Source organism: Pseudomonas alkylphenolica (assembly GCF_016009175.1).
Classification (GTDB): Bacteria; Pseudomonadota; Gammaproteobacteria; order Pseudomonadales; family Pseudomonadaceae; genus Aquipseudomonas; species Aquipseudomonas alkylphenolica_B.
The window spans coordinates 42,681-54,383 of record NZ_JADUCM010000009.1 but is presented as its reverse complement, the minus strand read 5'-3'; the positions used below and the strand labels follow the sequence as shown (position 1 = coordinate 54,383).

Sequence of the window (11,703 nt, the reverse complement as noted above, 5' to 3'; positions counted from 1 at the left end):
AAAATAGAGCGATCTGCATTTTTGACGGTCGGAAGGCGCTTGATCATTTCGGTTATCGGCTGACCTGCGCGACGGCCAAGCGCACGTGAACGGCAGCGTTGTCCAAGGCGAACCTGGACAACGCTGCCTGATCGTCAGCGGCTCAACTGTTGCAGCACCACTTCCAGAGGATGGCGCAGACTGCGGTCGGCCATGCGCTTGACCTGGCTACGGCAGGAATAACCGGTGGCCAAGGCCTCGCCCTCTTTGTCCAGCTTGGTGCCCCAGGACTGTTCGAAGATGGTCTTCGAGGTTTCCTGGTTACGCGCTTCGTGGCCGTAAGTGCCAGACATGCCGCAGCAACCGGTGGCCTCGGTGACCAGCTTCAGACCCAGGCGGGCAAACACCTGTTCCCACTGACGCGTACTGGCGGGCACGTTGGTTTTCTCGGTGCAGTGGGCCATCAGGCGGAAGGTGCCAGCAGCCTTGCCGGGCTGCTCGGGCAGCACGTCCATCAGCCACTCCTGAGGCAGCGCCACCTTCGGGCAGTCGCCCAGGCCCGGCACTTTTTGATACTCCTGGCGATACACCAGGGTCATGGCCGGGTCCAGCCCCACCAACGGCACGCCGCAGTCGGCCAGGGCACTGAGTTGCCGGGCGTTGCGGATCGCCGCCTTGTTGAACGCACCCAGGAAACCCTGGACGTGCAGCGGCTTGCCGTTGGCGCTGTAAGGCGCCAGGTAGATACGGTGGCCGAGGCGATGTGCCAGGTCGATAAACGCCGCCAGCACCGGGGTTTCGAAGTATCGGGTGAAGGCGTCCTGAACCAGCACGATGCTGCGTTCGCGCTGGGCCGGGGTGAGTTCGCGCAGGGCCGGAATACTGGCCACACGTACATTGCAACGGGCCAGGGTGGCCTGGAAGTTGTAACGGCTGATCAGCGGGCTGTCGAGCATACCGATGTGGCGTTCAAGCAGCTTGCTCACCCATTTCGAACCCATCACCGCGTTGTACAGGCCCGGCGCATGCGCCAGGTACGGGATGGTGAATTCCAGCGAACCGATCAGGTAGTCGCGCAGCGGCCGCTGATAGCGCCCGTGATAAAGCTCAAGGAAGCGTGAGCGAAACTCCGGCACGTTGACCTTGATCGGGCACTGCCCCGCACAGGATTTACAGGCCAGGCAACCGGCCATGGCGTCGTAGACCTCATGGGAGAAGTCGGCCTCGCCCTTGCTGCGCGACAGGTTGTTGCGCAGGCGCGCCGGCAAGCCTTTAAGCCAGGCGGTCTTGCCTTTCGCCGCAGCCAGCACGTCGATATTGGCAGCCCCCTGCAGGCGCAGCCATTCGCGGATCAGCGAAGCGCGGCCCTTGGGCGAATGCTGGCGTTCGCGCGTGGCTTTCCACGACGGGCACATGGCGTCGTTAGGGTCGTAGTTGTAGCAGGCGCCGTTGCCATTGCAGTGCACGGCGCTGCCAAAGCTTTGCCATACACGCTCATCAATCTGGCGGTCAAAGTCACCGCGCATGGGCGCCTCGTTGACCTTGATCAGGCCCTGGGCGCTGTCGGGCGGGGTGCAGATCTTGCCGGGATTGAGCTGGTTGTGCGGATCGAAAGCGCCTTTGAGCGCTTGCAGCGACGGGTACAGCTCACCGAAGTATTCCGGCACGTATTCCGAGCGCAGGCCCTTGCCGTGTTCACCCCACAGCAGGCCGCTATAACGCAGGGTCAAGGTTGCCACTGCATCGGAAATCGGCTTGACCAGCGCTGCCTGGGCCGGGTCTTTCATGTCCAGGGCCGGACGCACGTGAAGCACACCGGCGTCGACGTGGCCGAACATGCCATAGGCCAGCCCGTAGCTGTCGAGCAGGGCACGAAAATCGGCAATGTAGTCCGCCAGTTGCTCCGGCGGTACCGCGGTGTCTTCGACAAACGGCTGCGGACGCACTTCGCCCTCGACGTTGCCGAGCAAGCCCACCGAACGCTTACGCATGGTGTACACCCGCGTCACGGCCTCGGCACCTTCGGCCAGGGTATGACCCAGGCGCTCGACGCTGGAATCGGCCTGCAAGTGGCCAACGAAAGCCTGGACCCGCGCATTGACCTCGGCCGGGTCGTCACCGCAGAACTCCACCAGGTTGATCCCCAGGGTCGGGCGCTCGGCGTCGGCGGGGAAATACTCGGCGACGCTGTGCCAGACGATGTCTTTCATCGCCAGCATCAACACCTTGGAGTCGACGGTTTCAATCGACAGCGGCTTGTGCGCCATCAATGCATTGGCGTCGCGCAGGGCGTCCATGAAGCTGGTGTAACGGACGTTGACCAGCACTGCGTACTTGGGAATCGGCAGCACATTGAGCTTGGCTTCGACCACATAGCCCAACGAACCTTCAGCGCCACACAGCACGCTATTGAGGTTGAAACGCCCCTGCTCGTCGCGCAGGTGCGCCAGGTCGTAGCCGGTCAGGCAGCGGTTGAGTTTGGGGAAGGTCTGCTCGATCAGCTCGGCCTGGGTTTCCTGGATCTGCCGGGCGGTACGGTACACCTCCCCGGCACGGCCTGGTTCGGCACAGGCCTGGTCCAGCTCGGCGTCGCTCAAGGGACGTGTGTGCAGACGTTGACCACCGAGCAGCACGCTGTGCAGCTCGAGCACGTGGTCACGTGTCTTGCCGTAGGTGCAGCTGCCCTGGCCGCTGGCGTCGGTGTTGATCATGCCGCCGACAGTGGCGCGGTTGGAGGTCGACAGCTCCGGGGCAAAAAACAGCCCGTGAGGCTTGAGCGCAGCGTTGAGCTGGTCCTTGACGACACCGGCCTGCACCCGCACCCAACGCGCTTCGGCGTTGATCTCAAGGATGCTGTTCATGTGCCGCGACAGGTCGACAACAATGCCGTCGGTCAGCGACTGGCCGTTAGTGCCGGTGCCGCCGCCGCGCGGGGTCAGCTTCACCTCTTTGAATCGCGGCTCGGCCATCAGCGCCGCAATGCGTGCGACGTCGTCGGCATCCTGCGGGAACACCGCCGCCTGGGGCAGGCGCTGGTAAATCGAGTTATCGGTGGCCAACACCGTACGGGTGGCGTAGTCAGCACTGAGCTGGCCACGGAAACCGGCAGTGCGCAGGGCTTCAAGGAAATCAGGGTACAACGTGGCCGGTGCAGTGCCGGTCAGTCGGGCGATCATCGGGGGATGGCCTCATTTATGTCAGGCTAATCATGAATACTTGCTGAAACGGTATGGTCAGTACACCGCCAGGTAGTGGATGATGCCAATGATCCCGCAGCCTTGAGCCAGGCACAAACGGATAATCCCGCAGCCTTTGATGACTTTTACGAATGAATTACCGCAATCTCACCCCGTCCATGTCCTTGCTGCTGGCATTCGAAGCGGCAGCGCGCCATGAAAGCTACACCCGCGCGGCGGTCGAGCTGTCGTTGACCCAGAGCGCTGTCAGCCGCCAGGTGCAAGCCCTGGAACAGCAACTGGGGGTGACCCTGTTCCGCCGTGAAGGCCGCACGGTCAAGCTGACCGACGTCGGCCGCCTGTATCAGCGCGAAATCAGCGAGGCCCTGGGGCGGGTGCGCAGCGCTACCCTGCACGCAGTTGCCCACCAGGCCGGTGGTGGCAACCTGCGCCTGGCAACGCTACCGACCTTTGGCTCGAAATGGTTGTTGCCACGCCTGCATGCGTTCTACCGCAGCCACCCGGATGTGCTGGTGCATATCAATTCACGCATCGAACCCGTCGACTTCGCCACCAGCGGTATCGACGCCGCCATCGTCGTTGCCACCGGCGAATTGCCGGGGCTGATCTGCCATCGCCTGCATGCCGAAGAGCTGATGGTGATTCTCTCACCCACCCTGGCGGCCAGCCGCGCCATCTGGAGCGCGAAGGACATCAGCCAGCAGGTGCTGCTCAGTGTCGCCAACAATGCCAATGCCTGGGGCGAATGGTTCACCCACCACGGCCTGGCCCATCACGCCATGCGCCTGGGACCGAGCTTCGAACTGACGTCGCACTTGATCCAGGCCGTGCGTGCCGACATCGGCATCGGCCTGGTGCCCCGCATCCTGATCACCGACGAACTGGCCAGCGGCGAGCTGAGCTGCCCCGCCCTGCCCTATGCCAGCGCGCGCAGTTACTACCTGGTATATCCACCCCGCAACCAGGCGCTGCCAGCGCTGCAAGCGTTTCGTGGCTGGCTGCTGGACAAGGCGGGAACGGAGCTGGGGGACTGACGGCGAGCGCGACGTTGTAACGCCGCGCTCGCTGGCACTCAGTGCGGAGCGCGGGGGATGGTCTTGAGCAGGTCTTCCGGGCTGATATGGCCAACGACCTGTTGCTGCACGGCGCTGCCCGGCTGCGGCAGATCGAAGATGTGGCCCTTCATCTTGCCGATCACGTGCATTTCGCACGGCTTGCAGTCGAACTTCAGGGTCAGCACTTCATCACCGTGAATCAGCTGCATCGGTGCGACCTTGGTGCGCACACCGGTGACGCCCTTGGCCTGTTTGGGGCACAGGTTGAAGGAGAAGCGCAGGCAGTGCTTGGTGATCATCACCGGCACTTCACCCTTCTCTTCATGTGCCTCGTAGGCGGCGTCGATCAGCTTGACCCCGTGACGGTGGTAGAAGTCGCGGGCCTTCTGGTTGTAGACGTTGGCCAAGAACGACAGGTGCGACTCCGGGTACACCGGCGGTGGCGTGGTCTCGGCTTTGCGCGCGCCGCGTGGGTGCGCGGCAACACGCGCGGCGGTCAGCGATTCGATCACCTCGCGGCGCAGGGCCTTGAGCTGCGAGTTGGGAATGAAAAACGCCTGTGGCGCATCCAGCTTGATCGTGGTGGCGTGGTACTGGGTGGTGCCCAGCTGGCCGAGCAGGTCGTGCAGTTGCTCCAGGGCCTGCTCCGGCTTGTTGGCCGTACCGAACGGGCCGTCCAGGCCAACAGTGGCGCTGATACCCTCTTCGCTGGTGGCGGTCAGTTCCAGGCGGTCTTCGCGCAAGCGTGCCACCCAGCCCAGGCCGATACGGCGCTCGGCGGAGGTTTTCTGCAAGGCCTGTTGCCAGTTGTGGTCCAGGTTGCGGCTCAACGGGTGGTTAGGCCGCAGCTGATACATCCCGGCAGGCATTTCGTTGGGCTCGACGCGGTAGCGGTAGCGCTTCTCGCCGTCTTCATCGAACTCGCCTTTGGGCTCGGCGATGTTGGCGCGGAAACCCACGACTTCACGCTTGACCAGCACGTTGAGGCCATCACCGTTGGACAGCGGCTCGTGGGTGACTACCTGCATGTCGCGCTTGCCGACCTTTTCCACCACGCCTACCGGCAGACCGGTAAAGGTGGGTGAGTCGAACGCGCCGATGTCGATCTTGCGCTCGCTGACAAAATAGTCGGTGCTGCCGCGGTGGAAAGTCTTGTCCGGATCGGGCAGGAAGAAGTGCGCGGTACGGCCGCTGGAGGCACGGGCGAGGTCCGGGCGGTCTTCGAGCACGGCATCCAGGCGCTGGCGGTAGTAGGCGGTGATGTTCTTCACATAGCCCATGTCCTTGTAGCGCCCTTCGATCTTGAACGAGCGCACGCCTGCTTCGACCAGCGCGCGGATGTTGGCGCTCTGGTTGTTGTCCTTCATCGACAACAGGTGTTTTTCGTAAGCGATCACCCCACCCTTCTCATCTTTGAGGGTGTAGGGCAGGCGGCAGGCCTGTGAGCAGTCGCCGCGGTTGGCACTGCGGCCGGTCTGGGCGTGGGAAATGTTGCACTGACCGGAGAACGCCACACACAAGGCGCCGTGAATGAAAAACTCGATGGCGGCATCGGTTTCATCGGCGATGGCGCGGATTTCCTTCAGGTTCAGCTCACGGGCCAGCACCAGCTGCGAGAAACCGGCCTGATCGAGGAACTTTGCCCGCGCCAGGGTGCGGATGTCGGTCTGGGTACTGGCATGCAGCTCAATCGGCGGAATGTCCAGCTCCATCACCCCCAGGTCCTGGACGATCAGCGCGTCGACACCGGCGTCGTAGAGCTGGTGGATCAGCTTGCGCGCCGGCTCCAGCTCGTTGTCGTGCAGGATGGTGTTGATGGTGGTGAACACCCGGGCATGGTAGCGACGGGCGAACTCCACCAACTGGGCGATTTCGCCCACCTCGTTGCAGGCGTTGTGGCGGGCGCCGAAGCTTGGGCCGCCGATGTAGATAGCGTCGGCGCCATGCAGGATGGCCTCGCGGGCAATGGCTACATCGCGGGCAGGGCTGAGCAATTCCAGGTGATGCTTGGGTAAGGACATGTTTTTTTAGTCAGGCTTGTCACGGTCAAGGCGCGCATTGTAGCGCGAAACGCGTGACAGGCACCCGTCGGCTGCCGAGCTGCATGCAGGATGACCCTGATTGCTTTGGGCCACTGACTTTGTAGGAGCAATTGTCTTTGTGGGAGCGGGTTTACCCGCGAATGCTGTTCGTCCGGTACCGAGCCGGGCCTGCTGCGCAGTCCATCGCCGGCTAGCGCCAGCTCCCACGGGATCGATGGAATCTGGAGAGCTGTGCGGGCCTAGGCCTTTGCCGCCATCGCCGTCACTTCCACGCGCATGCCTTCAACGGCCAGCGAGGCCACGCCAACGGCAGCACGCACCGGCCAGGGCTTGGCGAAGAAACGCTGGTACACCTCGTTGAACGCCGCGCGGTCCGCCATGTCGGTGAGGTAGATGGTCAGGTGCATCACCCGGTCCATCGAGCTGCCAGCGCGCTCCAAGGCCACCTTCAGCGCCTGCAGGGTGCACTCGCTTTGCAGGGTGATGTCGCCCAGTTCCAGGCTGCCGTCGGCGCGGGTCGGGATCTGGGTAGAAACCAGCACGCCGGCAAAGCCGACGACGTCGCTGGAGATGGATTCCGGGTCCGGGTCAGGGGTAAAGGTGAGGTCGTGGTTTGCCATGAGTATTTCCTGAAAAAAGTGGGGTAACGCATCGCAGGCATTATGACGCCTGCCCTCGCCCAACACTAACCAGCTGTTTTAAAAACAATTTATCTGTACAGACTCTTCCCAGACGGGAAAAAAGTTGGTAAATTTCCGCGCATTCCTGCAACGGGTCATTTACGGCACAGCAGCGAATGTCATCCAGCGGGTGCCAGGCACTCGTCGCAACACCTACAGGGGCGTCGCCAAGCGGTAAGGCAGCAGGTTTTGATCCTGCCATGCGTTGGTTCGAATCCAGCCGCCCCTGCCATTTTCTTCTTCCGTATCAAACTCTCCCCCGACCGGCATTTACAGCCCGGCACTCGTACGCACCGAACATACAGCTCGCCTCGGCCATGAACAGCCGGGATTGGAGCATTGCTGCTTCAACCCCGGCGTCTCTGTTACTTGCCCGACACCAGCGGTGGCGTGCGTGGCGGCACCTGACGCTTGGAGCCGGTCGACTCGTAGGCCGACGCCAGGCGCAGCAACGACGAGTCGTCATACGCGCGCCCGGCAAAGGTCAGGCCGATCGGCATGCCGATATCAGCCATGATCCCCATCGGCACGGTCACGGTCGGCACACCCAGATGACGGATGGCGAGGTTACCGTTGGCAACCCACACACCGTTGCTCCAGGCAATGTCCGCCGACGCCGGATTGACATCCGCATCGGCCGGGCCCACGTCGGCCACGGTCGGGAACAGCACGGCATCGAGCCGCAAGCCATCCATCCAGTCTTCCAGATCGATACGACGGGTGTGTTCCAGCCCGCGCAGCCCGTCCGGCACCGTACTGATCTGGTCCCATGGGGTAATGCCGCGCTCGGCCATGCGCACGTACTCGTCCATGCCCGCCGCCAGGTCACCTTCGCGGTTAGGCAGCGTGCCCGGGTCGTGGGGGAAGATTTTCGGGCCATCCACGTCGACCAGGCGGTTCAACTTGGGGTCACCGTTGGCCTGCAGGAAATCATCGAAGGCCCAGGCCGTCAGGTCCCACAGTTCATGGTGCAGGAACTCCTTGGAGACCAGGCCGCGATTGAACACGGTTGGCGCGCCAGGGCGATCACCTTCACAGTTGGACACCAGCGGGAAATCCACCTCGATCACTTCGGCACCTGCAGCTTCCAGGGCTTTGCGCGCCGCTTCCCACAGGCTGATGACCGATGGCCGGGTGTTGATGCGCTGCCCGGTCGGGCCGCCGATACCCGGCGCTTCGCTGGTACCGGCCTCAGGATCGGCATTGATGTACATACGCGGCACGCCCAGGCGCTTGCCGACCAGCGCCGTAGGGTCGGCAGCCAGGTCCAGATAGGACGCCGGGCGCACCTCGGCAACGCTCGGGATCGGCACCCAAGGCTGCATGCGCCACAGGTCGCCGCGAGTGTCGGGGTCTTCGGCAACCACCACGTCGAGCACTTCAAGCAGGTCAGCCATGGTCCGGGCAAACGGCACGACGACGTCCATGGTCGGCGTCAGCGGCCAGTTACCGCGCACCGAAATCACCCCACGCGAAGGCGTGTAGGCACACAGTCCGTTATTGGTTGCAGGCCCACGCCCACTCGACCAGGTTTCTTCCGCCAGGCCGAATGCCGAGAAGCTGGCAGCCGTGGCCGTACCGGCACCATTGGAGGAGCCCGACGCAAACGGCGCAGTGAGGTAGTCGGCGTTATACGGGCTTTCGGCCCGGCCATACACGCCACGCTGCATGCCGCCGTTAGCCATCGGCGGCATGTTGGTTTTACCCAGGCAGATGGCACCCGCAGCGCGCAAGCGCTCGATGGTGAACGCATCACGGTAGGCAACCAGGTCGGCAAACGCCGGGCTGCCGGAAGCAGCGGTGAGTCCCTTCACCAGATAGCTGTCCTTGGCGGTGTAAGGAATACCATCCAGTGGGCCCAACAATTCACCCTTGGCCCGACGGGCGTCGGACGCCCGGGCTTCGTTCAGCGCTTCGGGGTTACGGACCACTACGGCATTGAGCGCGGTGGCCGTGTCGGGACCGTCATAGGCCTCGATACGCGCCAGATAAGCCTGAACCAGCTCGACCGCAGTGGTCTGACCCGATTCGAGCGCAGCGCGTAGATCGGCAATGGAGACTTCGGTGACTTCAATCATACTGTTACTGCCTGCTGCTGAAGGTTGATGCAATTCAATGCGCATCATAAAACCCTGAAGGCGCATTTAAAGCAACAGAGGCGTCAATTTTTTTAAACACCAAAAAATGGACTAACTTGTTAATTAGCTTGCTAAGGGTATAATTCCGCCACCCTCCTCTTCGAGTTTTTTTCGATATGAAGCAAACACCGCGCACCTCTGGCGCCTCAACTTTCATCCTGACAGGCCTGGGCATCATCATTGCCCTGCTCGGCCTGGCACTGGCCGCCGGTGGCGTGAAACTAGTCAGTCTGGGTGGTTCCTGGTACTTCCTGATCGGCGGCCTGGTGATGGCCATTTCCGGCCTGCTGGTCGCCCGTCGCAAGCCAGCCGGAGCCTGGGTTTTCGCCGCGTTCCTGATCGGTACCGCGCTGTGGGCCCTGGCCGATGTCGGCCTGGTGTTCTGGCCGCTGTTCTCGCGTCTGTTCATGTTCGGCGTCATCGGCCTGGCGCTGGCCCTGGTGTACCCGATGCTGGCTCGCGCCGCCGGTGCCACGCCCGGTCGTGGTGCTTATGGTGTGGCCGGCGTGCTGGCGATTGCCGTGGTGATTGCCGCCGGCAACATGTTTGTTGCCCACCCGAGCGTAGCCCCCACTGGCACCGGCCCGGGACTGACCGCGGTCGACCCGGCCAAAGCGCAAAAAGACTGGGCGCATTACGGCAACACCGAGGGTGGTAGCCGTTTCGCGGCGCTGGACCAGATCAATCGTGACAACGTCAACCAGTTGAAAGTGGCCTGGACCTATCACACCGGCGATGTCGCCATCAGTGATGGCAACGGCGCCGAAGACCAGCTGACGCCGCTGCAGGTTGGCAACAAGGTGTTCATCTGCACACCGCACAACAACCTGATCGCACTCGATGCCGACACTGGCAAAGAGCTGTGGAAAAACGAAATCAACGCCAAGTCGGCGGTCTGGCAGCGCTGTCGCGGCATGGCCTACTTCGACGCCACCGCACCCATTGCGCAACCGACGCAACCGAACAGCTCGGCGATCATTGCTGCCAGTGTACCGGCCGGCGCCAACTGCCAGCGTCGCCTGCTGACCAACACCATCGATGCCCGCCTGATCGCCGTCGATGCCGACACCGGCGCCTTCTGCGAAGGCTTTGGCAACAATGGCCAGGTTGATCTGAAGGCCGGCCTGGGCAACGTTCCGGACAGCTACTACCAACTGTCATCGGCCCCGCTGATGGCCGGCACCACTGTCGTCGTCGGTGGCCGCGTTGCCGACAACGTCCAGACCGACATGCCGGGCGGCGTCATCCGCGGTTTCGACGTGATCAGCGGCCAGATGCGCTGGGCTTTCGACCCGGGCAACCCCGAAGACAAGAGCGCCCCGACTGGCGACAGCACCTACGTACGCAGCACCCCCAACAGCTGGGCGCCGATGTCGTATGACCCGGCCATGAACACCCTGTTCCTGCCCATGGGCGGTTCGTCCACCGACATCTATGGCGTCGAACGTACGGTACTGAACCACAAGTACGGCGCGTCGGTACTGGCGCTGGACGCCACCAGCGGTGCAGAAAAGTGGGTGTACCAGACCGTGCACAACGACCTCTGGGACTTCGACCTGCCGATGCAGCCAAGCCTGATCGACTTCACCAAGGCAGACGGCCAGTCGGTGCCTGCGGTGGTGATCGGCACCAAGGCCGGGCAGATCTTTGTGCTCGACCGCGCCACCGGCAAGCCGCTGACCCAGGTCGATGAAGTACCGGTCAAGCCAGGCAACATCCCCTACGAACCCTACTCGCCCACCCAGCCCAAGTCGGTCGGCATGCCGCAGATCGGTGCCCAGCAGTTGACAGAATCGGACATGTGGGGCGCCACGCCGTACGACCAGTTGCTGTGCCGCATCGACTTCAAGAAGATGCGCTACGACGGCCTGTACACCGCGCCAGGCACCGACCTGTCGCTGAGCTTCCCGGGATCGCTGGGCGGCATGAACTGGGGCAGCCTGTCCACCGACCCGGTGCATGGCTTCATCTTCGTCAACGACATGCGCCTGGGCCTTTGGATCCAGATGATCCCCTCGCAAAACAAAGCCCAGGCCGCCTCGGGTGGCGAAGCGCTGAATACCGGCATGGGCGCGGTGCCGCTCAAGGGCACCCCGTATGCAGTAAACAAGAACCGCTTCCTGTCGGTGGCCGGTATTCCCTGCCAGGCACCGCCATTCGGCACCCTGACCGCAATCGACATGAAAACCCGGAAGGTCGCCTGGCAGGTACCGGTCGGCACCGTGGAAGACACCGGGCCACTGGGCATCCGCATGCACCTGCCGATCAAGGTCGGCCTGCCGACCCTTGGTGGCACCCTGTCGACCCAGGGCGGCCTGGTATTCATTGCCGGCACCCAGGATTTCTACCTGCGCGCCTTCAACAGCGGCAACGGTGAAGAAGCCTGGAAAGCCCGCCTGCCCGTGGGCAGCCAGGGCGGCCCGATGACCTATGTGTCACCGAAAACCGGCAAGCAGTACATCGTCATTACCGCTGGCGGCGCTCGCCAGTCGCCCGACCGGGGTGACTACGTCATCGCCTACGCGCTGCCGTAACCCACCATCGCTCTACCCGCGCGGTGCTTTTGCACCGCGCACTCCTCTTTTTATCTGTCGCTCGCGATTTCGTTTGAA

Annotated in this window: 6 protein-coding genes and 1 tRNA gene; 3 read left to right on the top strand and 4 right to left on the bottom strand. The window is 63.1% G+C overall.

The features are described 5' to 3' along the window. Nucleotides 1-134: 134 nt before the first annotated feature. The gene (locus I5S59_RS10760; RefSeq protein WP_197876585.1) at nucleotides 135-3,155 is read right to left on the bottom strand and encodes an FAD-binding and (Fe-S)-binding domain-containing protein; all 3,021 of its coding nucleotides are present in this window, start codon (nucleotides 3,153-3,155) and stop codon (nucleotides 135-137) included. A 152-nt stretch (nucleotides 3,156-3,307) separates the two neighbouring features. Between I5S59_RS10760 and I5S59_RS10755 the strand changes: the two genes are divergently transcribed. Continuing rightward, nucleotides 3,308-4,210 (top strand): LysR substrate-binding domain-containing protein, encoded by a 903-nt coding sequence (locus I5S59_RS10755; RefSeq protein ID WP_197876584.1) that lies wholly within the window; start codon nucleotides 3,308-3,310, stop codon nucleotides 4,208-4,210. A 38-nt stretch (nucleotides 4,211-4,248) separates the two neighbouring features. Here the strand turns inward: I5S59_RS10755 and I5S59_RS10750 are convergent, their stop codons facing one another. Next, nucleotides 4,249-6,252, bottom strand: coding sequence for a peptidase U32 family protein (locus I5S59_RS10750; protein ID WP_197876583.1), 2,004 nt, complete (start codon nucleotides 6,250-6,252; stop codon nucleotides 4,249-4,251). 260 nt (nucleotides 6,253-6,512) lie between these two features. Further along, a complete protein-coding gene (locus I5S59_RS10745; protein WP_197876582.1) occupies nucleotides 6,513-6,893 on the bottom strand; it encodes a RidA family protein in 381 nt (126 codons plus the stop codon). Nucleotides 6,894-7,110: 217 nt separating this feature from the next. Between I5S59_RS10745 and I5S59_RS10740 the strand changes: the two genes are divergently transcribed. Next, nucleotides 7,111-7,185, top strand: a tRNA-Gln gene (locus I5S59_RS10740). Between the two features lie 133 nt (nucleotides 7,186-7,318). Here the strand turns inward: I5S59_RS10740 and I5S59_RS10735 are convergent. Next, on the bottom strand, nucleotides 7,319-9,031 hold the full coding sequence (locus I5S59_RS10735; protein WP_197876581.1) for an amidase: 1,713 nt from the start codon (nucleotides 9,029-9,031) through the stop codon (nucleotides 7,319-7,321). A gap of 176 nt (nucleotides 9,032-9,207) precedes the next feature. Here I5S59_RS10735 and I5S59_RS10730 point away from each other — a divergent pair, with 176 nt between their 5' ends. Beyond that, the gene (locus tag I5S59_RS10730; protein WP_197876580.1) at nucleotides 9,208-11,625 is read left to right on the top strand and encodes a glucose/quinate/shikimate family membrane-bound PQQ-dependent dehydrogenase; all 2,418 of its coding nucleotides are present in this window, start codon (nucleotides 9,208-9,210) and stop codon (nucleotides 11,623-11,625) included. Nucleotides 11,626-11,703 lie beyond the last annotated feature (78 nt).

Excerpts from the sequence above, each read along its gene's own strand:
- I5S59_RS10760 (WP_197876585.1), bottom strand. The coding sequence starts at position 3,155 with ATGATCGCCCGACTGACCGGCACTGCACCGGCCACGTTGTACCCTGAT.
- I5S59_RS10755 (WP_197876584.1), top strand. The coding sequence starts at position 3,308 with ATGAATTACCGCAATCTCACCCCGTCCATGTCCTTGCTGCTGGCATTC.
- I5S59_RS10750 (WP_197876583.1), bottom strand. The coding sequence starts at position 6,252 with ATGTCCTTACCCAAGCATCACCTGGAATTGCTCAGCCCTGCCCGCGAT.
- I5S59_RS10745 (WP_197876582.1), bottom strand. The coding sequence starts at position 6,893 with ATGGCAAACCACGACCTCACCTTTACCCCTGACCCGGACCCGGAATCC.
- I5S59_RS10735 (WP_197876581.1), bottom strand. The coding sequence starts at position 9,031 with ATGATTGAAGTCACCGAAGTCTCCATTGCCGATCTACGCGCTGCGCTC.
- I5S59_RS10730 (WP_197876580.1), top strand. The coding sequence starts at position 9,208 with ATGAAGCAAACACCGCGCACCTCTGGCGCCTCAACTTTCATCCTGACA.